Here is a 23,990-nt window from a genome sequence, read left to right as displayed (position 1 = left end):
AGGATGTTTATTTTGACAACATCTACACAAATGGAACAAGTAAGAAATCCAAAAGCAATGGCATTTGTATTAATGTTTGGTGCTTTTATCGGTTTGTTTAGTGAGACAGCATTAAATATGGCACTCACGAATATTATGGAGGACTTCTCTATATTAACAGCAACAGCACAATGGTTAACAACAGGTTATTTATTGACATTAGGTATTCTAGTACCTGTATCTGTACTTCTAATTCAATGGTTTACAACTAAGCAATTAGTTGTTAGCTCTTTAATTTTTTCTATTATTGGGACCATTTTAGCAGCATTAGCACCAAACTTTACTTTGTTATTGATTGGTCGTTTGATTCAAGCAATTGGTACCGGTATTTTATTACCTTTAATGATGAATGTCATTTTATTGATTTTCCCAATTCATAAACGTGGCGCTGTAATGGGTTTAATGGGACTTGTGATTACTACAGCGCCTGCAATTGGCCCGACAGTAGCGGGGGTAATTGTTGATACATTGGATTGGACATTTATCTTTTGGATTAGTTTAGTTCTTTATGCGGGGCTTATTGGTTTTGGATTGAAAAATATTGACAATGTATCTCGTATTACGAAACCGTCAATTGATGTACTTTCAATTTGTCTTTCGACTATTGGTTTCGGTGGATTAATTTATAGTCTTAGTTCGATTGCTGAAAAATCATTTTGGTCTACACAAGTATATATACCATTCTTTATAGGGTTTATTGCACTTGTTTTATTTATCCTTCGTCAATTAAAGATGGAACAACCTATGATTAATTTACGAGTTTTTAAATACCCTATGTTTACACTAGGCACAATGTTATTGTTTAGTGGAATGTTAATTGTTTTATCAACTGCTATTTTATTACCAATTTATTTAAAAGGTACACTGTTATTAAGTGCAGCGTTAGCAGGTCTTGTATTATTACCTGGTAGTTTATTAAATGCTTTACTGTCACCAATTGTAGGGAAATTATTTGACCAATTTGGTGCGAAGAAGTTTTTACCATTTGGCTATTTATTGACACTAACAGGCAGTATAATATTTGCTGTGACAATCTCTGCTGACACACCAATTTGGCAAATTATTTTGGCGAACATGATTTTATTTATGGGAATCTCAATGATTATTATGCCAGCACAAACAAATGGCTTAAATCAATTGCCTCGTAACCTATATGGAGACGGATCAGCAGTCATGAACACATTACAACAAATTGCGGGTGCAACAGGAACAGCACTTGCGATAACATTGATGACTAGTGGTCAAAAAGGCTATATTGAGAACTTTCCTGACTCATCACCAACTGAATTCCTAGCTGCCGGTATCAAGTATACCTTCTATTTTATTTCAGCAATCTCTTTCATTGGTTTCATTTCGTCTCTATTTATAAAACGTGTACGTGTAAGTGGAAGCTGATTGATTGTTCTGAATATAAAAATACGATAAGTCACTAGTAGCTTATCGTATTTTTGTTAGAAAGCATGTTCAATTTATTATTATGTTTGACGTGTGTTAAGTACTAAAAAACTCCCTAATATCTTCATTTTTTACTAGAGCTTGGACAATAACTGGTGTAAACTTAATCAAGTGGAAGATTTTTTCTGTGATTTGTTGTGGTGAATGCATTTCACATAGAAAAAGGCTTCTTTTTTCTATGTGTTCGTTTAGATTAGACATTTTACGTCCTACTAGAAAAGTTGAAATATTAATAAAAGGAGTTTGTATGTTTAAGAATTATATAAGTAATAATCAGAAATTATATTATTTTACAATATTAATAGTAATAACGATTATGACCATGGGATTGTTGATTAAGAACCCCCTTATTGGAGAGTTAGGTGTTGGTTTTATTGTCCACCTTTCTATTGTTGTGATTATTTCCGTAAGCTTACTGCTCTATCCAAAGTATGGAACGCATCGTTTTAGAACAATCATTATTATTGAAGCGTTCATCTATTTTTATAACATTTTCTTTTTATATCCAGAGACTTGGTCTAATTTTATTTTCCTTTGTTTTATACCCGCAGTTGCGATTATGTTTTTTGATTCAAAACTCTTTTATTTTTCTTTAATTATTAACTCTATATTAGTATTAATTACTTTCGGTTTTATTGGGTTTGTTGATCACGGTAATCAATATATTTATATTAAACAAGACTTAGTAGGTAATATCTTTAACTATGTAGGTAGTCAAGCTCTCATATACTTTATCTTCTATCTAACAAATCTACGTGTGAAAAAACAAGAATTATATTATGAACAAATAAAACAAGCAGAGCGTTTGAAAACAGCAGGTCAATTAGCAGCTGCTGTTGCGCATGAAATTAGAAATCCGGTCACGGTTGTTAAAGGTTTTTTGCAGTTTTTTGAACAAGATCCTCAATTTAATGATGATGTAAAAAGCAAATTTTCTTTAATGATTGATGAATTAAATACAGCTGAAAGTGTGGTTTCTCAATTTTTGTCTATCGCAAAGCCAGATAAAAAACAAGATATTGAATCAGTGAATTTAAAAGTTGTTCTTCAAAGCGTAACAGACTTACTAAATTCTTATGGGCTATTAAATAATAATAATATCGAATTAGAAGTAAAAGAAGATTGTTACATAGCAGCTAACAAAATAGAGTTAAAACAATTACTGATCAATATTATAAAAAATGCAATAGAGGCTTCTGAAATTGGTGAGTCTGTTATTGTAACTGGTGGAATGAAGCAAGATTTTGTAGAGATTCAAGTAATAGATCATGGGCATGGAATGTCTGAAACGGAAATAGAATGTCTTGGTACACCTTTTTACTCTCTAAAAAGTAAAGGGACTGGTTTAGGTATGATGATTTGCTATAATATAGCAGCAAAATATAATGGAACAATTGAATTCCAAAGTTCAATAAATGAAGGAACTACTGTAACTATTCGCTTCCCATCGAAAAATTAGACTGTTAAATAAGATTGCATTGGATTACATAAAATGAGGAAACTTGAAATATTTTGATTATTATTTTATGGAATTCTCAACAATAACCTTTACTCAATTTAATCATGAAATAGACTTGTCAGTACTCTAAGCAAATGACTTGCCCCGTGGGTAGGTCATTTTCTCTTTATTTCTATGACTTAGTAATCGTCTGAAATAGGAAGGCTACTTTAATGGAGTAACTCCAAAGAAATTTGCAGCATTATTTGTTGTGGTCCCTCTAATTAGATAGTAGAGATACGAGAACATTTTGCATGTTTTCATTAAATGAGAACAACTTGATATTACAGGGTTAACGTATTCTTAGTTGAACCAACTGACAAACATTTTCAAAAAATTACCATGATTTCTAACATATCAAGATAATTAGGAGGTAGGTAAAGTGTCAAATAGAATAATGGATTCCATTGACTTTCCAATGGTGAAAATTCCCGGAGGAGAAATAGAATTAAGAGACGATAGATTAAAAAGCAAATGGAATGTTGAACTAAGTCCGTATCTTTTTGCAAGTTACCCTGTAACTATGAACCTTTACAATGCTATTACAAATAAATCGCCTATTTCCTTTGACAGGAATCTAAAACCGGTTGTGAATATTTCTTGGTATGATGCAATTTCTTTTTGTAATCTACTTTCACAAAAAGTTGGACTGAAAGAGTGCTATTCTAAAAGTAATGATGGAGAAAACATTATTTGTAATTGGGGATCAAATGGCTTTCGACTTCCTTCAGAAGCAGAATGGCAATATGCATGTAAGGCAGGGACTAAGGGTTATAGATACGGAGAGCTTGATAAGATTGCCTGGTATAACGAAAATTCAGGAGGAAAAATCCATGAAGTAGGAAGAAAGGAACCGAATGCATGGGGACTATATGATATGTTAGGGAATGTTTGGGAGTGGTGCTTTGATTTATACGATGAACAAGTGTACGGCTCCTACCGAATTTTCCGAGGAGGTAGCTGGGCTGAAGAGGCAAGGGGATGTGGAGCAACATGTCGACGTCGTAGCCATCCTTCGTTTTTCATAGACGACCTTGGATTCAGACTTGCTAAGTCTTTGTAACTTCTACAAATAAGCCAACTTTCTAGGTTTACATCACAACTAACTGTCACTTTGTTGGCGGTTTTTTTTGACCCCAAAACAACATAAAGATTTAATAAAGCTATTAATTAACTTAAAGGGAGTAGGAATTGTTAATCGAATTTCATTAAAATCCTACTAATAGTTATATCCGTATATGTATGATAAGTAAACATGTTTTGCTCCAGATGATTTGTATGAGAAAATGAATAATAAGTTATTAAACATGAATGTGAGTAATGTATTAAAGAAAGTCTAGAAAGGACCGAAAGATGGATTTTTCAATGAATGAAAAAAAGATAAAGTTTTTATGTGGAGAAGTCGCTTTTAAAAAGGGTAAATCTTATTATCAAGCTGGAAAAGTAAATCTTCATACCTATCAACAAGATGATTCGATAATCGAAGCTAGTGTAAAAGCTGGAGCTGATTTTGACGTCACAGTGAATGTAGATGCCGATGGAGAAATTGTAGCTCAGTGTAGTTGTCCACCAGTAGGGTTTGTGAAAACGTACTGTCAGCATATTGCAGCTGTCCTACTTGCTATTGAAGAGAAGCAGCAAATTGAAAATGCATTGACTACCAGAATGCTGGGCTTATTTGAAAATAAATTGAAGCAGCAAAGTGGCCAGGGATTACATTTTGACAATAGACAGTCACTTAATGTTGAATTTACTTGCTTACCAGTTTTACTTCCTAATATGGAATATGTGTTTGGAATTGAGATAAGGGTAGGTTCTAATGTATTACATAACATCTCGAAAGTAACCCAGTTTCTTCATGACTTAGAGTTAAGAGAACCGTTTGAATATGCACAGGGATTGGTTTATGTACCTGAGCTCCACAGCTTTCCAAGAGAATCCGATGATGTCCTTCAATTTTTGATAAGAAGTCAACGTGTAAAAAGTAATAGTGACATACAAGATGATTTGGTTTTAATTTCTGCGACTGATTGGGAGCAGTTGCTTCCTTTATTAACTGCTGCCCCGGGAGTACGATTCATGCAAGGGAATAAAATTTATAAAGGGGTACAAATTGGACAAGATCTTCCTTTAAGTTTTGAATTTGATGAAGCTAATACAGTTGACTACCGCTTGAATGTTAAAGGTCTTGAAGAGATAAACGTTTTAAAAGCTTATGGCTATGCTTTTTCAGAAGGCGTATTGTTCAAACTTCTTCAGGAAGATTGTCATCGATTAGCAGAATTAAAAGGAATGTTGAATGAGTCGGGAAAACACCAGCTCGTTATTTCAGAAAATCAAATCGATCATTTTATGAGGAATGTCATACCTGGCTTGATGAAACTAGGACAGGTAAATATTGCAGAATCCGTTTCAAAAAGAATGGGGGAAACACCACTTCGAGCCAAGTTATTTCTGGACCGTGTAAGGCATAGATTGCTTGCAGGTTTGGAGTTCCATTATGATCAAGTCGTTATAAATCCTTGTGAAGAAGCAGAGCAACCCTTTCCACATTTTCCAGGGGTTAAGCGACAGCGAACAAAAGAAGAACAAATTATCAAGCTACTACTTGAAAGCTCCTTTACTCAAACGTCAGGTGGATTTTACTTATATGATGAAGAAGCAGAGTATCAATTTTTGCATCATAACATCGCTGAATTAGAAAAATCAGTTCAAATTTATGCTACAACTTCAGTGAAAATGCGGATTCATAAAGGGTATACGGGACCAAAGATAAAAGTCGAAGTAGGTGAACGAACAGATTGGATTGCATTCCAATTCGACATCAAGGGCATTTCAGAATCAGAAATTCAAGAGATACTCACTTCATTGGAGGAAAAACGAAAGTATTACCGAATACCAAATGGCACGTTAGTATCATTGGAAACACCTGAATTTTTAGCACTCTACCAAGTTGTAAGTGATTTGGAACTGTCTGCTAGAGATATCATTGGAGAAGAAATCAGAATCCCATTAATTAAAGGAATGCAATTAATAGATTCTATTGATCAAGGTGATTTAGTCAATCCGGGTGAAAATTTCACCAAGCTTATGAAAAACTTAAAGGATCCAGAAAAGGTCGAAAATACAGTACCTAGTACTTTAACTACAGTACTTCGAGATTACCAAAAAGTGGGTTTCAGTTGGTTCAAAATGCTAGCCAAATATAAATTCGGTGGCATTCTTGCGGACGATATGGGGCTTGGAAAGACACTACAAAGCATTGCTTACATCGAATCAGTGCTACCGGATGTTCGAGAGCGAGAATTGCCCATATTAATCATCGCACCTTCGTCTCTCATCTATAATTGGAAAAATGAGTTGGAAAAGTTTACGCCTCATATAAAAGTACAAATCATTGATGGCAACAAAGCGACCAGAGTTTCCTTGTGGAATAAGTCTATTGGTGCCGATGTAATCATCACTTCGTATCCTTCATTACGAATGGATGTATCACTTTACCGCAAAGAGAAATTTCATACATTATTCTTGGATGAGGCGCAAACCTTTAAAAATCCAGTTACCAAGACTGCTAAATCGGTGAAAATGATTCAGGCAGACTATCGATTTGCACTAACGGGAACGCCAATAGAGAACTCTTTGGATGAACTGTGGTCAATATTTCATGTCGTCTTCCCAGAGTTGTTGCCAAATCGAAGAGCCTTTAGCGAATTAAGTAGAGAAAATGTAGCAAAAAGAGTACGTCCATTTATATTAAGACGTTTGAAAAAAGAGGTTTTGAAAGAGTTGCCAAATAAAATTGAAACTATGCAATTCTCGGAGTTACAAGAAGAGCAGAAAACATTATATGCAGCTTATTTAGCTGAGTTGAAAAATGAAGCTTTGAAACATTTAAGAAATGGCAGTTTTCAAAAAAATCGTATAAAATTTTTATCTGGTCTGACAAGACTCCGTCAAATCTGTTGCCACCCTGGATTATTTGTTGATGAATATGCAGGAGGATCGGCAAAGTTTGAACAATTGAAGGGAATTATTGAAGAATGCCGTATTTCAGGTAGACGAGTACTGATCTTTTCACAGTTTACTCAAATGCATAGTATTATCAGACACTATTTAGCCTACCAGGGTATACCCTATTTTTACTTAGATGGACAAACTCCTCCGGAAGATCGCGTAGAATTATGTGAGCGGTTTAATAATGGAGAAGGGAATATATTTCTTATTTCCTTAAAAGCTGGGGGCACTGGTTTAAATTTGACAGGTGCAGATACGGTAATACTTTATGATCTTTGGTGGAATCCTGCAGTCGAGCAACAGGCTGCAGACCGAGCACATCGTATGGGTCAAACAAATGAAGTACATGTAATTCGTTTGGTGGCTAAAGGAACGATAGAAGAGAAAATATATGAGCTTCAGCAGAAAAAGATGCATCTCATTGACGAAGTAATTCAGTCGGGCGAAGATTCCTTGACTTCTATGACAGAACAAGATATTCGGGAAATTTTGATGATTGAATAGATGAATCTCTAAGAATTATAGAAAACAAATCCTCCAAATTCTGAGCGAATTGGAGGATTTGTTTGTGTTATTTAGATTACGTAAATATACTCTTTAGTCATATTCACAATGATAGTAGAATGGATAAGCATCGCAACGTCCATTACATTATCATTTACTTTGAAATTACGTATAAACCTCCACAGTGAGAAATAGCTTGAAATTCACAATTAGCAACACCTAGTAATGAAGAATTTAGTTCTTCATAAACAAAATAAAATTCATCATCATCCCAATAGCCAATGCTATCTTTTCTGCAATTTTCAAGATTTTCACGTGTTTGAAAAGCAATATCGCCAATTAATATTTTGCCATTCTCAGAGAGCAAAGATAGTAAGCTCTTAATAAAAGCCATTTTTTCATCATCTGATAGATGGTGTAATGTATACGTGCTGACAATAAAGTCATATTTATTACCTTGTAACTGCTCAGGTAAACCATTTGAAATATCCCACTCCATCAGATTCGCCATCGGCATTTTAGATTGTGCAATTTCAATCATCTTTGCAGAAAAGTCTAATCCATCTATGTGATGATCATTTTCATATAGTTTATTTGTTAAAACACCTGTCCCGAACCCTATATCTAACACTTTTGCTTGATTTACCTGCATGATTTCATTAAATATAGCACTTAATATATTTTTATATCCTGCAAATGGATATAAATTATTATCTTCGCTTACTTGTACAGTTTTATCGTAATCATTTGCCCACAAATCAAATCCTTGTTTATTTAGCATGAAGCTCCTCCTAAAATGTGAACGAGCATTCAAGCATGCCTATAAAAGTTAATGCTTGATTAGTCGCCCATCAGTTCTCCTAAGTTCTTATGATATTGAATAATAGTAATGTTTTTCATCATAAACCCCACCCTTCTTAGTTAAAACAATATTAACATAATTCTGAATATATTAATACCATATTTTAGTATAAGTTTTAATTGATTAATATATATGTAAGAAAAGAAGCAATGAATTTATTATTAGTATCAACTCATTAAATGCAATTGTTTGCCATATATTGAAACAAAATAAGTTGGTGTATTGAGGAGGAGTATATTATTCATACAAAAAAAATACGATTACGGAAGATACAGCATCTTGCCTATGAAATCATGGATGAGATAAATACTAATAAAGAGGAGAAACAGTTTGATACCTTGAGTCCTGTGATTGACAATCTATCTCGAGCAATCGGTGACTTAACAGATCCTTTAGGGAATTATTCGTTGGACTATATAGAAGAAAAAGTGAAAAATGCTCACTATCTATTATTTAAAAATGAAAATGTTAATGCTTATAAATATCAAAAATAAGAAGGGGGCTACTCCTAAAAATTCGATGATTATCGAATTTTGGGAGAAGCCCTATTCCTTTAAATTTTTTTATAAAAAATAGCTTTTCTTTTGCTAATTAATAAACTTTTAAAAGAAAAATATGGATTTGTTGAGAGGAAAACGTAAAAGGTTCTAAAGAAAAACAGTATGTTTTTCTTTAGAACCTTTATTTTAGGTACTTATTAGTCAGTCCCCTAAGAAAATTAGTTTTTCTCCGGATCGAATGTTTTACAATCCGTTTCTTCACTATTAGATGCTTGGTTACCCTTTTGACTTACTACATAAATTGCTTCAGCAGTACATTTATTTCCAGAGCCCCAATACGTACAGTTATTCACTTCGCAAAGAATCTGTTGAGCCATAGTATCACACCTCCTCTTTCGTTTATCTTTAACAAAAATGAAGTGATTAATACTTGATTCAGGAAAGGGAAGCAAAAACAATTTCTGTATTACGGTGGTTAGAGATGCTAACTCCTTAAGCCTTGAACTTCCAAAAACTAGAATAGAACAAAATGTATTTAAAAACGAAACTAAAGAATGATCTAACAATTTTCTATAAGAAAGAAGAACTATAAAGCGTATTTGACTCTACTGTGATGGCTTATTTAGAAGTTTCTTGAAGTTCAATTTTAACTACTTTTTCTGTATCGGTAGTAAACTCAATTTTTACAAAAACACCGAACTCTCTGTTTCCCTCTTTTAACCATAACTTAAACTTTTCAATTGTTGTATCTTTTTTCGATTCTCTACCTTGATGAAGGTAGTCAATTATTTTTGCATTGGGATATTTTGAATGAGTCTCTATTAAAGCGAGCTTTCCCCACTTAACGTATGTTGGAACATCTTGTTGCGCATGAGCGCTATTTAGTGTATGTATTGGTGTTGAATTAGCAATAATAAAAATTCCAAGTGCAATAAACGTTTTACGCATATTTGAACTCATCTCCTTTATTATAGAATGAGTAATTTGCTTAAAAGCATTCTGTATTTAGTATTATTTTTTGAAAAACTTTTTAGCTTTAGACAACAAATAAATGGACAAACTATGAGGGAAATGAAAGTAATACTTAGAGGGAAATAAAAAATATAAAAAAACTAGATAATTTAAGTAATAATAGTTGACTAAAACTTAGTAATCTTATAGGATTTAATTGACTGATGGATCAGTCGAGGGAGTTGACTAACATTCAAACACAAGATAAACGCAAACAAGAACGTAAACAACAGCTACTTTCGATTGCTTTAGAAATGTTCGCAACACAAGGCTACGATAACACAAAGATTTCTGACATTGTTGCAAAAGCTAATGTATCCCAGGGAACATTTTATTGGTATTTCAAAAGTAAGGAAATGATTGCTAGTGAAATGTTGAACGATGGACGGTTAGCAATTTTACATACAATATCAATGGGGTATAGAGTAGAAAAAGCTTCTGTTCAAGATGCATACATATCATCAAGAAATCTTTTTGAACAACTTTTTCACTTTGCGGGGAAAAATCGATATTTTATGGGAATCCTACTTAAAGGAATCCATTCTCAACCGATTTTGCAACAGCAAGTGGAGTTGATAAAAAAAGAGATGCAAGAAGCTTTTGCAAATAATATTCGAAGAGCTTCTGCCTTGAAAATGTTACCACGTCCAGTAGATCCCGTATTACATTCAGTTTTTGTTATGAGCTTGTTGGAAGGCGTATTGTCAAGATGGTTATTTCAATCTGAAAATGAGGAATGGCAACAATTAGAGTTAGAGCAGCTTGTTGAAAAGACCGTTCAATTTGAATTTTTTGGACTGTTTGGTATGTAATCAAAGGAGGAAAACATAATGAAAAAAGGTAAAATTTTCTTCGCTTTAGCTGCAACAGCGGCACTTATTTTAGGTGCATGTGGCAATAGTGAGACAAAAAAAGAAAGTAATAACAATACATTAAGCGCAATTCAAGAAAAAGGTGAAATGACAGTAGGGATTATGGGAACGTATGCACCTTATAATTTCATGAATTCAGATAAAGAATATGATGGTTTTGATGTCGATATTGCAAAAGAATTGGCAAAACGCTTAGATGTAAAAGCAAAATTTGTAGCACAAGATTTTTCGGGATTAATACCAGGATTACAAAAAGGAAAATTCGATGCTTTACTAAGTCAAGTAACGATTACACCAGATCGTGAAAAACAAGTTGATTTTACTGCACCATATATTACAAATGATGTGAAAGTTATTGTGAAAGAGGATAATACTTCTATTAAGGCAGTAGAAGATTTCAAAGGTAAAAAAATCGGTGTTGGTCTCGGTACGAATGACGAAGCATTTTTACGAAATGAATTAATGCCAAAAGTCGGAGACTTCAAAATTAACACATATGATGATGTCATCACAACGTTAAAAGATTTAGAAGCAGGCCGTGTAGACGCAACAATTAATAATGTATATGCATTAAAACCAATCATTGAAAAGAATGGTTTTAAAGTGAAAGCTGTCGGTGAGCCAATCAAATCTGATCAAGCAGCAGTTGCAGTGAAAAAAGGTAATAAAGAATTAGTTGAAGCGATGAATAAGGCATTGGCTGATATGAAAAAAGATGGAACATATAAAGAAATCTTCGTAAAATGGTTTGATGAAGAACCAAAAGCAGATTTAGGAAAGTAGGAAGTTTAGATGGATATAGTTATTGATAATCTTCCTTTTTTACTAAAAGGTGCTTATTATACACTATTAATTACAGTGGTATCAATGTTCTTTGGCTTAATAATCGGTTTAATAACGGCGATTGCTCGCATTAAGGGCAATCGTTTCTTCCGCGGAATTGCGAGAGTTTACGTATCGATTATTCGAGGAACACCACCACTTGTTCAAATAGTCATCGTCTATTATGGGCTTGTAGATTATGGGGTTGAATTAGATTCTTTAACAGCTGCTTATATTGCTTTAAGTATTAATATTGGTGCCTATGTTTCTGAAGCATTCCGTGGTGCAATTCAATCTGTACCAACTGGCCAAACAGAAGCGGCGCTAGCAACAGGGATGACTGAAGCACAGGCCATGCGTCGTGTAGTTATTCCACAAGCGATTCGCTATGCCATTCCACCACTTGGTAACACATTTGTTGGTATGTTAAAAGAAACATCTTTAGTTTCAGTCATTGCGGTAACGGAACTTATGCGTTCTGCTCAGCTACTAGTAGCACAGTATTATGTATATATGCCGTTCTATTTAGCAATTGGATTGATGTACTGGATTATGAGTACAGTCTTTACATTTATATTAAATAAAATCGAAAAAAGATTATCGGTCTATTAAGGGGGGAACGTAATGTTACAAATAAAAGACTTGTCAAAGAGCTTCGATCAAAATGAAGTCTTAAAGCACATTTCATTGACGATTCCTGCCCATCAAGTTGTTGCTGTTATTGGACCAAGTGGTTCAGGGAAAAGTACGTTTTTGCGTTGCTTAAACGGACTCGAAACTATCACTGGTGGTAGTGTTACTGTTAATAATCATTTATTGCAAGCAACAGACTCGAAAAAGGTTCGCCAAAAAACAATTCACTCCATTAGACAAGATACAGGAATGGTATTTCAACAGTTCAATCTGTATCCGCATAAAACGGTTATTGAAAATGTTATGGAAGCTTTACTAGTCGTGAAAAAACAATCAAAAGAACAAGCCGAAAAAATGGCTTCTGCATTATTAAAGCGTGTTGGCTTACAAGAGAAAGAAGATGCTTATCCTTCAAGATTATCAGGAGGTCAGCAACAGCGTGTAGCCATTGCTAGAGCACTTGCAATGGAACCAAAAATCATGCTATTCGATGAACCAACATCTGCACTGGATCCAGAACTAGTCGGTGAGGTTTTACAAGTAATGAAAGAACTTGCTGAAGAGGGTATGACGATGGTGATTGTTACACACGAAATGAAATTCGCTAGAGATGTGGCAGACCGTATATTATTTATGGCAGATGGACAAATTGTCGAAGATGCAGAACCAAAAGTATTCTTTACCCAACCATCGACAGAACGTGCTCAGAAATTTTTAGCAAAAGTAAATGAATTTTAATAGAAGAAAGGTTGATTAATATGCAAATAAAAGCAAAATGGCAAGGTGGACGTGCCTTTGAAGCAGTAGGGCCAACAGGATACCCAATGGTAATGGATGCAACTGCTAATTATGGAGGCGAAGGTAAAGCCCCTACACCAACTGAAATGTTACTTAGTTCTTTAGCAGGTTGTATTGGTATAGATGTTACAATGATTTTAAAACCACATTTAGATAAAATCGATTCTATCGAAATTACAGTAGATGGTGAACGACGTGAAGAACTTCCAACGGCTTTCACAGCAGCAACTTTATTATTTGATGTAAAAGGCGATATAGATGCCAAAAAAGTCTTACGTGCAATTAAGCTTGGAGAAGAGAAGTATTGTGCAGTTTCTGCCTCTTTGAAAGCTGAAGTTACTTATCGTTTAATGTTGAACGGTGAGGAAGTAGCGATAACTGAATAAGATTTATTTAGGAGCTGCCTAGGATATAGGCAGCTTTTTTTGTATTTAATGATTTTTTGTCTACATATTAGGTTGGCTTATTAATCAACTGTAACGGAAAGTTCCTTAACAAGTAGTGAAGGGGAACCGTAGCCGTCTGGAAGGAAGTAAAGGTCTGTACAGGTTTCCTCAATATCCTTCATCAATTCATAGAAGTTACCTGCAATGGTCATTTGCTTAATTGGCGAAGCAATTTTACCTTCTTTAATATGGAAACCAGTCGCCTCAACGGAGAAATCTCCAGAAATTGTATTCGTGCCTGAATGAAGACCAGACAAGTCTGTAATAAGGATTCCTTCAGATACTGATACGAGTAAGTTATCTAAAGTTCTTTCACCTGTTGCAATGTACATATTTTGTGGTGCGATAGAGAGCGTGCTTTTGTAAGAAGGTTTATGTGCATTTCCTGTTGTTTCGCAGCCTTCTAATTTTGCTGATTTCCTGTTATGGAGTAATGTTTCAAGAGTTCCATTTGAAATAATTGCTTGTTTTTTTGTAGCAACACCTTCTCCGTCAAAACTTGATCCAGACAGTGCCTCTGGGTGGAATGGATCATTTAGTACTGTCACTAAATTTGATGCAACTTGTGTTCCCACTTTTCCTTTTAAAAGTGACTGATCTTTTTGCGCGTTCTCTGCTGAGAAGATAGGCGTAAATATTGAAAGTAATGAAGCAGCCGCGTTATGGCGCATTATTATAGGATATTTTCCAGACGGAATGGATTTCTCACCGAGATTAGATAATGCTTCTTCTGCAGCTTCTTTGGCAATTTCATCAGCATCGAGCGATTGGAAATCACGAGTCATTTTCCTGAAGCTACCTGTTTTCATTTCTTCGCCGTCTTTAACGACTGTTGAAACGAATATGATAAGTCCATTCTTTTTCTCTGTTAATGAAAGACCTTTACTGTTTGCTAATGATTGTTCTCCTGAGAAATCATGAAGTACACAATAGTCGAGTGTTACAATACGCGGATCGTATGCACGTATTTTCTCTTCAATAGACTTTATTAACTTTATCTTTTCAGAGATTTGTACATTCGCAAGCTCTTCACTATAAGATTGATAGATTGTATATTCATTACTTCCTTCGAAAATATCAGTTCCATCATCCTCATCAAGCACGTCTGCATTTGCTTTTGCATTGTCTATTAAAAATGATATCGAATCCTCATCGGTTTTTTCTGTATAGGCATAACCCATTTTACCGTTATAAAGACCCCGTAAACTAAGTCCACCATCCACAGATGTTTCGTAGCTATCAATTTCTCCTTCAAAAATCATACATTGAAATGATTCAGCTTTTTCATAGAATACTTCAGCTTCTTTGAAACCGGCATCCATTGCTTTTTGTAGTAGTTTTTCTTGGAATTCAGTGATATTCATTACTTATTCCCCCTTTGTCCCACCGACAGTAATTTCACTGACACGAATCATAGGCTGGCCGACATTAACTGGGAGGCTGCCACTCATCGCTCCACACATACCTGCGCCGTGTGCAAGGTTATTCCCAACGCGATCAACTAACTGTAATGTTTTTGCTCCGTTCCCTATAAGTGTTGCTCCCCGTACTGGGTGTGTAATTTTTCCATCTTTGACGATGTATGCTTCTTCAACTGCAAAGTTGTAGTCACCAGTAGCTGGATTAACTTGACCTCCACCCATATATTTTGCGTAAATGCCATACTCTGTTGAAGCGATAATATCTTCTGGTGTTGATATACCTGGAGCGATATACGTATTTGTCATACGTGATGTCGGACTGAAGCGATAAGACTGGCGGCGTGAAGAGCCAGTTGATTCAGTTTTCATACGACGTGCATTCAATTTATCAATTAAATAACCTTTTAAAATACCATTTTCAATTAAGACATTTTTTCTTGTTTTCTCACCCTCATCATCAATATTAAGTGAACCCCATTCGTTTGGTAGGGTGCCATCATCAATGTAGGTGACGATTTCCGGTGCAACTCTTTCACCAACTCGATTTGCGAACACTGAATTGTTTTTTGCGACAGCTGTGGCTTCTAGTCCGTGTCCACAAGCCTCATGGAAAATAACGCCACCAAATTCATTATCAATGATTACTGGGAATTTCCCACTAGGGCATTCTTCTGCATGTAGCATTGTTACTGCTATACGTGCTGCTTCTCCTGCATAGTGAGTCAAATCTAGGTTTTCCATAAATTCAAATCCGGCATGAGCACCAGGTCCGTAGAAACCAGTTTGCAGTTCATTGCCTTCTGAAGCAGTTGCTTGAATGGCTAGTCTACTGTGGACACGAGTGTCCTCCACAAACTTTCCTTCTGAGTTGGCAATGAGGATGTTTTGTTCTTCGTCCATATAGCGTATACCAACTTGACGAATGCGTTCATCATAATTTCTAGCAATTTCATTTGCCTGTCTCATAATAGAAGCTTTCCTTGCATGTTCTACAGTTTGAGGCATTTGCGCGATTTGATGAATTGGGTTAAATATCTCTTTTTGGAGCGGGTGAATCGTACCTGTTCCGCCGCCTTTTATAGCAAGTGCAGCCCGCTTAGCTGCGAGTAACAAGCCTTCTTCAGATATATCATTCGTATATGTGTAAATACTTTGAAGACCAGAAAAAATACGTATACCTATTCCAAAATCACGACCAGATATACTTTTTTCTATTTTGTTACTTTGTAATGCAATGTTATTTACATACTTATCTTCAATGAATATTTCAGAGAAGTCACCCCCCGTAGAAAGAGCCGCATTAAGCACGTTTTCAATAATAGATTGTTTGATCATTTACCTTGCCCCCTTTACTAAATTATAGCGTAATATGTAATATTTGGTTCGTATTTATTGAATTTTTTGTATAATTAAAATTAATTTTCAATAGCATTATGGATCACCATAGTTAGTAAAGTCAAGATACTAGAGATTTATTAGTAATAAGAAGAATTATAATAGACATAGATTGACGACAATATAACGTTAATTTGAAAAAACATCTTAACAAAAAAGGGTATTTATATTAAATATAGAAGTTAATGTTAAGTTGAATTTTTGGAGGTTATTAGAAAATGAAAATCATGATTAAAAATCTTCCAGACTATGAGGTAGCTTATATTAGGCATTTTGGAAGTTATTTTGAACCTAGTGATCATTGGGGAAGACTAGGGGAGTGGGCAGCGAGGAATGGATTGTTTCCACCCACTCAAAACTATATAGGATTGTCTATTGATAATCCTGAATTTGTAGCTCCGGAATTGTGTAGACACGATGCTTGTATTACATTACCAAAGGATTTTGTAAAAGAAGAGCACTCGGAAATACATTTTAAAACAATAACAGGGGGACTGTATGCTCTATACCAGTTCTATGATACACCTGATAAATTAGCAAACGCTTATCAAGCCGTTTTTGGAGATTGGATACCTCAAAGTGACTATGTTGCAGTTGATAAGATTAGCTTGGAATTTAGTATGAATAACCCTTTAGATGATCCTGAGGGGAAATGCAAAGTCGATTTGTATGTACCTATTAAGAAAAAGTTATCTAAAGATGAATTAATTACAGAATTTGAGCAAGCACAAGATTGGGTAATTAGCTTGAAAAAGCATTCTGAGAATGATTTTTTCAAACCTATTGCAAAAGATAAATGGTCTGTAGCAGAAATTATTGGGCACTTAGCATATTGGGATAAATATGTACTAGAAGAAATACTACCAAATATGAAACAGAATGCTGATATTAATAGTATAGACTTTCAAGAATTGAATAATCAGGCGTCTAACTATGCTTTATCAGGTATATTTGGTATGAGCTTAATAGATCAATTTGTAGAAGGCAGAGAGCGTCTAGTCGCCGAATTAAAAGGCAAATCTGACGCTGAATTTTATGTGCAATTTAAAATCAATGGAGATGAAGTTGACCCAGATTCAGGTGCGCCTTTTTCAATGTATAGCTATATTAGTAGTTTTATTTGGCATGATAACCATCACAAAAAGCAAATAATTGCATTTTTTAATAGTAAGTACTCTGAAGATTTTCAGGTGAAATAAGAAACAGGAGTTAAGCTGTGCTAACAGCTTAACTCCTGCTTTTTTAGAATGCTTATATTAGGCTATCTTTTGTTGTAATTTCAAATGTTTTACTAAGCGTACTTGATACAAGTTTAATAGCATCTACACCTTCTTCAAGCAGACCAGCCATCCAGAAGAAACCATGAATGACACCATCGTAACGTTTTAGTTGTACAGGAATGTTTGCTTCTTGCAATTTTTTTGCATAGGCTTCACCTTCATCTCTTAAAGGATCATATTCAGCGGTTATAACTAATGCAGGTGGTAAGTCCTTTAAATTAGTTGCTTTTAGAGGAGAGACGTAAGGACTTTCTCCATCGCTGTCACTGTTTAAATAATGATTCCAAAACCATTGCATTGTGTCTTTTGTTAAAAAGTATCCATCTGCGTAATCCAAATAAGAAGTAGTTTTTAAGTTATAATCTGTCACAGGATATACCAATACTTGTTGAATAATATTGTTGACACCAAGATCTCGTGCTTTCAATGATACAACAGCTGCGATATTGCCACCAGCACTATCACCGCCAACTGCAATTCTAGAAGCATCTATATTTAATTCTTTTGCATGATCTATTAACCATTCGATTACCGCATAGCTATCATCAATTGCTGCTGGAAACTTATTTTCTGGAGCTAATCGGTAGTCAACTGATACGACAACACATTGCGACTCGGAAGCAATTTGGCGACAAGGATTATCCACTGAGTCAAGGTTGCCAATGACCCACCCCCCACCATGGTAATAAACAAAGACAGGTAGAGCCTCTTCGCTTTTAATTGGTGTATATATTCGAACAGGAACTTCTCCAACATTCGTGTCTAGAGTTCGATTGACAACACTCTCTAACTCTACACGCTCACCTGCTAATTCTTCTATAGCAATACCGTTTCGTGCTTCTTCTGGACTTAATTCGTGAGTTGGTGAAGTACCTGATTGTTCTAATTGTTCTAGCAATAATTTTACCTCTGGTTTCAATGCCATATTAAAATGCCCCTTCCTATAAATGAGAGATATAGATTACTATGAAAAATATCAATACTTTATTCTATCAATCATTTTATTTTAATATTTAAGTAATTCGGTTCTTTAACATTTGGATAAGGAAATGACATACTAACACGCCAATTCTAGCTATACAACAAAAATTTATTAAATAATGCTAAAATAAAAATATCTCTCATACTATAGGAAACGACAAAAACTCGACAAGTTTATGTTGTTGAAGTTGAGGGTAAAACATATAAAAGAGTAGTTAATCCGTTAAAGGGAGGAAGATAATAATGAAAGCAATAGGAAAAGTGTCATCTCTGCTTGTTATTATCAATTTACTATTTGCCTGTTCTAATGATAAGGCAGAAGTAAAAACAAATGATGAGACTAATGAAAGTAAAACTCAAGTTCAAGAGGTAAAGGATAAGAACAATAATGGTGAAATTGAACAAAATGATACTGCAGAAAATGAAGTTGTCAAAACGAATAATGCTCTATCTGAAGAGGAAGTATTGAAGGCAATCAAAACACAGTTGAAAACGGATTTATCTAAAATATTACCAAGCAAATTACCTTTATCTAAGGGAAAGCATTTAACAGCAACAACTAAATCATCAGCTAATTATTATGAAGTGGTATTTATGGAAAGTGATAAGCCGATAGCTATTAATAATAAGGCGTTAAAAAATAAACAAAAAGCAACTGTGATTGCTCGATTAAACGTTAAAAAGTACGCTAATTTGACAAAATCGAGTGAACAAATTGCATTTGAAGATTATAGCAAGCTCGGAGGACAAGAAGTGGATCTGGGTTACGGCATTACAGGGTATCAGGATGCTGGAGCTGGTTCAGTATTTACAAGTTGGAATGAAGGAAGATGGGCACTTAATACTCGCTCGCTAACAACGAAAGGGGAGCAGGGGGTAAAATTAGCGAAAGAAGCAACAAAATTCTTAGAAACTAACACACTCCCAATCCCGAAACCAAATGGACTCGTTCACCTCGACGTAGAGCGCTCAGGTAACAGAATTACTTGGCAAAAAGAAAAAGTCGTGTATACTATTGATCAAGTAAAAGATCCTATGAAAGCTTTAGAAATTGCAACTTCTTTCGAAAAATAAATCATTATAAGAAGTAAAAAATAGAGCTGACTCTACCATGAGGAGAATCAACTCTATTTTTTTATGGCATTTAGAGACCCAATAATTTAATGAAATCGTCAATACTTAAATAACACTATTTATTTTTGGTTTTTAAGTATTGAGTAAATGAATGTATCATGAGCTTTATTATTTTGGTACATATAGTCGCGAAGAACGCCTTCTTTTTGAAACCCAACTTTAGTAAGTAACTTACTTGAGGCCACATTATCAACAAATACAATAGCCCCTATACGAGTTAAACTCATATCATCAAAACCGTAAGAAAGGATTTTAGATAAGGCTTCTAATGCATACCCGTTTCTCCAATGGTCGGGGTGAATTTCATAACCTATTTCTGCTCGTTTATGATTAGGCGACCAAGCATGAAAGCCAATTGTTCCAATTATGCCCTTGAATCCTTTTTTTTGAATACCCCATCGTATACCTCTTTTTTCTGCATAGTTTTTTGAAAAAAGGTCGATGAATTTTTCTGCTTGTTTTATATCTTTTAGAGTATCTTGTCCGTAATAACGTGTAACATTGTCATCAGAAAAATAAGCAAAAATATCTTCTGCATCATCCGTTGTTATTTCTTTTAATAGTAATCTCTCTGTCTCTAATTTAGGAAACATCTTATTACACCCCTTATTCTTTATTTAAATTTCTTCTAACATTCTAAATATTCCCATAAGGCTAATGCAAATCCTTATCAAGCTTTAATGAATAACATGTTCTTATTCAACAAATATTTCTAAAATCCTTTAAATTAATAATAATGGTAACTTCAACCTTTGGTAATATAAAAAAACAATTGTTTCTTAATCGGATACATATAATTGATTTCTCCATAATTGTATGTATTTTCATATATGAATAAGTGTAAGATAAAAGGGAATTACAGCTAACTTTTATATCCGATTTAATATTTTAAACAACTATATTGGAGGAATAAATATGAGACTATTGATTATTCGACATGGAGAATCAGAAGCAGATATTCTAAACGTACATGAAGGAAGAGCAGATTTTGAACTGACAGAAGTTGGACAACAACAAGTGATACTTTTATCAGAATGGGTAAACAATCATTATAAATTAGATAAAATTTATAGTAGTACTCTGAAAAGAGCGACTCAAACAGCCTTATTATTGGGCAATAAACAGCAAATTGAAATCGAGTTTGATGAAGATTTAATGGAATGGAATAATGGGCTAATAGCGGGGTTGTCAAGAGAAGAAGCGGAAGAAAGGTATCCTTTAGTTATAGATCTAGCACCTCATGATGCTGTTTATGAACAAGAGTCCATTTTAGATTTTAGATATAGAGCAGAAAAGATACTATCTAAAATCATTTCTGAAAATCCTGATGATGCAACCATTGCGATTGTTAGTCATGGGGGAATGATAAACAAACTATATCAATCATTTTTAAAGCTACCATTTGATACAAATGTAATTTTTCATTGTGGAGACACGAGCTTACACGAATGGACCATTAAAGATAATCAAAGGCATATCGTATTTTCAAATCGCCTAGAGCATCTAAACAATTTAAAATATAATGGTTAAAACAAATAGTAGTATGAAGAGCTGCGAGTTTTTGGCAGTTTTTTTGTTTATGAATAGAAAAGAGAGGCAAATAATATTGCCTCTCTTTTTCAATTAGCTATTGTTCATAAAATACAAAAACCAAACAGCGTGATTTTGTTCATCAAATGATGCTTGCATAAATTGTTGCTGTATAAATGTATTATTAGCTTCTCTTGCAACCTCATGATAAAAGTCTACAGTTTCTTGTTCATCTTTAAAGGCGTGAAGAATGCCACTTCGATAATTAGTAGGACAATTCACATTCATTTTAGGAGTGTACTGTGTCCCTGTTAGTGAAAAATATATTTGTGAGAAAATTTGAAAATGTCTCATTTCATCACTTCTAATTTCCAAAATTCTGTCTCGAATTTCTTTATTTGGTGACTGTTTTGACAATACTTCATAACACCGAATAGCTGTGAATTCCCCATCAATGGCTTTAGCAATATCAGTTATTAACTTGTTCGGTAATTGTTGTTGTAACGAATTATAATTCAATATCCATTCACCTCGTTGGATATTTTATGTAAGGTAACAGGGGAATGTTACGAGTCCAAGTGTGTATAATAGCGCAAAGAAGACAAGTTTCTTTATCTAAATCGTGAGCTTATCTAGCTTAGCAGATATAAATCTTAGAATTTCGGTCTTTTCTTGCTGTAGTTTTTTAAAAAATATGCATCCATATTACAAATCCAATAGGTGGTAAATGTGATATACGGATAATATAGGAAGTGTAGAAAAGGGGAGAACAGCCTTGTTGAGTAATGAAGCCGGGGTTTTGAATAGAAAGAAGTTAGATTAAGATAAGAAATGTAGCATAAGCCATATCAGGTTACGATAAAGGATGAAGATTTTATCTTTCATCCAATGTAAGAATCATTAATCTATATATGATGTATATGCCAAGGTACCCCCCACTGATCAAGAACAGAGGGTTGAGAAAAACCTTGTGGATTGCAGTCATAAAAACAGCATTGTCAACGATGATTTGGTAAATGGATGTTGATGCGATACTTCCAAAAATAATGGTTGAAACAACTGCAATTATATTAAAAAGCATTACGATCATCTTATTTTTATTCCGAAGAAAAACCATAATAATAGGTAAAACTATGGTAGACAAGACTAATAAAATCTTCAAAATCCCACTCCTTTAATTAAGGCTATAGTTAGTTAATTATTACCTTAAAGAATGGTGGATAAACAAAATTTATAATATTTCTTTCAAGAAGTAGGTAAGGATGTATTGAGGGATGGATCTAATTGTATTTATGAAATGCAACGGATCTTGGAGGCGGAAATAAAGTCGATAAATCTAGACATGGAGCGATGAGAAGAGAAGTATAAATAAGCAAGTTACTTTACGAAATTGTTTTGATGGCTTTTCAAAAGTTAGCAATTTGAGATGATTACTGTATTTAAATTGCATATAAAGGTAATGAGTACATAAAAAATTGAAACAAATTCTCCTCTGTTGGTCTGTATAAAACAGGGGAGAATAGGTCACTTAAAATTTGACTCTGATTAATCTATCCATCCAGTAAATCTTCGCGGATGTTCACTTTTTTATTAGTACGCATCCATTTGAAAGCAAGTATTAGTAGTAGTGAGCCAGTAATCCAATAAAGCCAACTAATACCTAGAAAATCCATCATGATAAAGGCTATTAATGCACCAAATGCCGCTCCTATATCTGAAGATAATGTGTAAAGAGAGAGGACAGTCATTTGTGACTTTCCAGTCGCCACATCAGTCGCGATTGAATCACTCATTGTAACTAAAAGTGTTATAGCTAATTGGAACACAAAAATAAAAAAGATAAATAGTATAGTAGAAAATTTCAAAGGTAAAATGAAAAAACAAACAGTTGCCATCAATAAGGCAAAGACTAAGACTTTTCTTCTTTCCCATTTTTGATCTGACCATTTTCCCAATAACGGAGCTAAAAAAGGTTCCCATCCAGTTCTTATTGCTTGGAATATTCCTGCAAGTGATGCTGCGCCTAAAGATAACCCGAGGACTAATAGATTTTCCTTAATTTGCATACCGATTAAATTACTTAAAGTAGAATTAAATACACCAAATATGACAAAGTAAATAATTATTCCTGTAGCCAACGATAATACGATACGTTCATTTTTCCATATACTTTGTTGCTTTTTCTTCTCCTGATTCATCGGTTCCTCTTCATCTTTTGTTTTTGGAATATATTTCAAAACAAAAGGAATGCTACAAGCGCCTATAATTGAGAACACTGTTGTAACTGACTGAATGCCAATTTGCTCAGCTAGTATTCCTCCAAACAGCATCCCAATTAGCGTACCTAACCCCCAAAGACCATTAAATAGTCCTACATATTCACCTCTTGTATTCTCGGTACTATATGTAATGATGGTTAAATATCCGCCTAAACGAAACAAAGACCATGAGAATCCCCATAAACACCTCGCTATGAGAAGAAACCATATGCCTTTTAAATATCCATAAGAAAAAGTAGAGATTACAGCTAATATGACTGCTAACAATATCCCCATTCGGGTGTTTACTTTACGATAGAACCAGGCAATTAATGAATTAATGACAATCCTGATGAAACGATTAACAGATAAAAGTAGGCCAACCTGCCATAATGCTGTTAACCCAAAGAATTTCCAATACAATGGAAGGACAATGAAAAGCATTTCGTTGCCCAATAAACAAACAGCCATTACGAGTGCGATAACAATAACAGGCTTCTTCGAAGGTACATTTTCAATCATTTGATGTAATAACCT

The 23,990-nt window shown here is 34.3% G+C and carries 22 protein-coding genes and 1 pseudogene; 14 read left to right on the top strand and 9 right to left on the bottom strand.

The window, feature by feature from the left end; translation table 11 throughout:
- The first annotated feature begins 3 nt into the window (after positions 1 to 3).
- The 4 genes from BK137_RS08535 to BK137_RS08520 all read left to right on the top strand — a co-directional run bounded on the left by BK137_RS08535 (position 4) and on the right by BK137_RS08520 (position 7,510).
- A complete protein-coding gene (locus BK137_RS08535; RefSeq protein WP_038181210.1) occupies positions 4 to 1,434 on the top strand; it encodes a DHA2 family efflux MFS transporter permease subunit in 1,431 nt (476 codons plus the stop codon).
- A 307-nt stretch (positions 1,435 to 1,741) separates the two neighbouring features.
- A complete protein-coding gene (locus BK137_RS08530; protein WP_038181211.1) occupies positions 1,742 to 2,953 on the top strand; it encodes a sensor histidine kinase in 1,212 nt (403 codons plus the stop codon).
- Between the two features lie 436 nt (positions 2,954 to 3,389).
- Complete coding sequence (locus BK137_RS08525) at positions 3,390 to 4,055, top strand: formylglycine-generating enzyme family protein (RefSeq protein WP_235175706.1); 666 nt, start codon at positions 3,390 to 3,392, stop codon at positions 4,053 to 4,055.
- A 290-nt stretch (positions 4,056 to 4,345) separates the two neighbouring features.
- On the top strand, positions 4,346 to 7,510 hold the full coding sequence (locus BK137_RS08520; RefSeq protein ID WP_038181215.1) for a DEAD/DEAH box helicase: 3,165 nt from the start codon (positions 4,346 to 4,348) through the stop codon (positions 7,508 to 7,510).
- A gap of 154 nt (positions 7,511 to 7,664) precedes the next feature.
- On the opposite strand, the gene BK137_RS08515 is transcribed toward BK137_RS08520, so the two are convergent.
- On the bottom strand, positions 7,665 to 8,291 hold the full coding sequence (locus BK137_RS08515; protein WP_038181217.1) for a class I SAM-dependent methyltransferase: 627 nt from the start codon (positions 8,289 to 8,291) through the stop codon (positions 7,665 to 7,667).
- A 374-nt stretch (positions 8,292 to 8,665) separates the two neighbouring features.
- Here BK137_RS08515 and BK137_RS08510 point away from each other — a divergent pair, with 374 nt between their 5' ends.
- A complete protein-coding gene (locus tag BK137_RS08510) occupies positions 8,666 to 8,866 on the top strand; it encodes a hypothetical protein (RefSeq protein WP_051448608.1) in 201 nt (66 codons plus the stop codon).
- A 224-nt stretch (positions 8,867 to 9,090) separates the two neighbouring features.
- Here the strand turns inward: BK137_RS08510 and BK137_RS08505 are convergent, their stop codons facing one another.
- Both BK137_RS08505 and BK137_RS08500 read right to left on the bottom strand, forming a co-directional pair.
- Positions 9,091 to 9,249 carry a DUF1540 domain-containing protein gene (locus BK137_RS08505; protein ID WP_076034905.1) on the bottom strand — a complete coding sequence of 53 codons (159 nt, stop codon included), beginning with the start codon at positions 9,247 to 9,249 and terminating at the stop codon, positions 9,091 to 9,093.
- A gap of 241 nt (positions 9,250 to 9,490) precedes the next feature.
- The gene (locus BK137_RS08500; RefSeq protein WP_038181222.1) at positions 9,491 to 9,820 is read right to left on the bottom strand and encodes a DUF3889 domain-containing protein; all 330 of its coding nucleotides are present in this window, start codon (positions 9,818 to 9,820) and stop codon (positions 9,491 to 9,493) included.
- 227 nt (positions 9,821 to 10,047) lie between these two features.
- On the opposite strand from BK137_RS08500, the gene BK137_RS08495 reads away from it, so the two are divergent.
- From BK137_RS08495 to BK137_RS08475, 5 genes are read left to right on the top strand one after another with little or no spacing between them, the layout of a single operon-like run.
- Positions 10,048 to 10,695 (top strand): TetR/AcrR family transcriptional regulator, encoded by a 648-nt coding sequence (locus tag BK137_RS08495; protein WP_038181225.1) that lies wholly within the window; start codon positions 10,048 to 10,050, stop codon positions 10,693 to 10,695.
- An 18-nt stretch (positions 10,696 to 10,713) separates the two neighbouring features.
- Positions 10,714 to 11,538 carry a substrate-binding periplasmic protein gene (locus BK137_RS08490; protein ID WP_038181228.1) on the top strand — a complete coding sequence of 275 codons (825 nt, stop codon included), beginning with the start codon at positions 10,714 to 10,716 and terminating at the stop codon, positions 11,536 to 11,538.
- A gap of 9 nt (positions 11,539 to 11,547) precedes the next feature.
- Positions 11,548 to 12,189, top strand: coding sequence for an amino acid ABC transporter permease (locus tag BK137_RS08485; protein WP_038181230.1), 642 nt, complete (start codon positions 11,548 to 11,550; stop codon positions 12,187 to 12,189).
- A gap of 12 nt (positions 12,190 to 12,201) precedes the next feature.
- A complete protein-coding gene (locus BK137_RS08480; protein ID WP_038181234.1) occupies positions 12,202 to 12,948 on the top strand; it encodes an amino acid ABC transporter ATP-binding protein in 747 nt (248 codons plus the stop codon).
- A gap of 20 nt (positions 12,949 to 12,968) precedes the next feature.
- Positions 12,969 to 13,394 (top strand): OsmC family protein, encoded by a 426-nt coding sequence (locus BK137_RS08475; RefSeq protein WP_038181238.1) that lies wholly within the window; start codon positions 12,969 to 12,971, stop codon positions 13,392 to 13,394.
- Positions 13,395 to 13,474: 80 nt separating this feature from the next.
- Here the strand turns inward: BK137_RS08475 and BK137_RS08470 are convergent, their stop codons facing one another.
- Both BK137_RS08470 and BK137_RS08465 read right to left on the bottom strand, forming a co-directional pair.
- Positions 13,475 to 14,818, bottom strand: a complete 1,344-nt coding sequence (locus BK137_RS08470) for a TldD/PmbA family protein (RefSeq protein ID WP_038181249.1) — start codon at positions 14,816 to 14,818, stop codon at positions 13,475 to 13,477.
- Positions 14,819 to 14,821: 3 nt separating this feature from the next.
- Positions 14,822 to 16,210 (bottom strand): TldD/PmbA family protein, encoded by a 1,389-nt coding sequence (locus BK137_RS08465; protein WP_038181252.1) that lies wholly within the window; start codon positions 16,208 to 16,210, stop codon positions 14,822 to 14,824.
- Between the two features lie 278 nt (positions 16,211 to 16,488).
- Here BK137_RS08465 and BK137_RS22630 point away from each other — a divergent pair.
- Both BK137_RS22630 and BK137_RS22625 read left to right on the top strand, forming a co-directional pair.
- Positions 16,489 to 16,956: pseudogene (locus BK137_RS22630) on the top strand (AraC family transcriptional regulator); the annotation flags it as partial.
- On the top strand, positions 16,936 to 17,469 hold the full coding sequence (locus BK137_RS22625; RefSeq protein ID WP_244898243.1) for a DinB family protein: 534 nt from the start codon (positions 16,936 to 16,938) through the stop codon (positions 17,467 to 17,469). The pseudogene BK137_RS22630 and the gene BK137_RS22625, both read left to right, overlap by 21 nt.
- A 52-nt stretch (positions 17,470 to 17,521) precedes the next feature.
- Here the strand turns inward: BK137_RS22625 and BK137_RS08455 are convergent, their stop codons facing one another.
- Positions 17,522 to 18,475: an alpha/beta hydrolase gene (locus BK137_RS08455; RefSeq protein ID WP_038181254.1), complete on the bottom strand. Its 954-nt coding sequence runs from the start codon at positions 18,473 to 18,475 to the stop codon at positions 17,522 to 17,524.
- 299 nt (positions 18,476 to 18,774) lie between these two features.
- Between BK137_RS08455 and BK137_RS08450 the strand changes: the two genes are divergently transcribed.
- Positions 18,775 to 19,605 carry a hypothetical protein gene (locus BK137_RS08450; RefSeq protein WP_051448609.1) on the top strand — a complete coding sequence of 277 codons (831 nt, stop codon included), beginning with the start codon at positions 18,775 to 18,777 and terminating at the stop codon, positions 19,603 to 19,605.
- 119 nt (positions 19,606 to 19,724) lie between these two features.
- Here BK137_RS08450 and BK137_RS08445 read toward each other — a convergent pair whose 3' ends face one another.
- Entirely contained in the window at positions 19,725 to 20,258 is a 534-nt protein-coding gene (locus BK137_RS08445) for a GNAT family N-acetyltransferase (RefSeq protein ID WP_038181263.1), read from the bottom strand.
- A gap of 322 nt (positions 20,259 to 20,580) precedes the next feature.
- Here BK137_RS08445 and BK137_RS08440 point away from each other — a divergent pair, with 322 nt between their 5' ends.
- Positions 20,581 to 21,195, top strand: a complete 615-nt coding sequence (locus BK137_RS08440; RefSeq protein ID WP_038181265.1) for a histidine phosphatase family protein — start codon at positions 20,581 to 20,583, stop codon at positions 21,193 to 21,195.
- Positions 21,196 to 21,288: 93 nt separating this feature from the next.
- Here the strand turns inward: BK137_RS08440 and BK137_RS08435 are convergent, their stop codons facing one another.
- Both BK137_RS08435 and BK137_RS08425 read right to left on the bottom strand, forming a co-directional pair.
- A complete protein-coding gene (locus BK137_RS08435) occupies positions 21,289 to 21,714 on the bottom strand; it encodes a ferritin-like domain-containing protein (RefSeq protein WP_038181268.1) in 426 nt (141 codons plus the stop codon).
- A 1,031-nt stretch (positions 21,715 to 22,745) separates the two neighbouring features.
- The gene (locus BK137_RS08425; RefSeq protein WP_038181272.1) at positions 22,746 to 23,975 is read right to left on the bottom strand and encodes an MFS transporter; all 1,230 of its coding nucleotides are present in this window, start codon (positions 23,973 to 23,975) and stop codon (positions 22,746 to 22,748) included.
- Positions 23,976 to 23,990 lie beyond the last annotated feature (15 nt).

Source organism: Viridibacillus arenosi, assembly GCF_001955655.1.
Taxonomy (GTDB): domain Bacteria; phylum Bacillota; class Bacilli; order Bacillales_A; family Planococcaceae; genus Viridibacillus; species Viridibacillus arenosi.
Note: the sequence above shows the minus strand (reverse complement) of the source record. Positions and strands in the feature narration are given on the sequence as shown.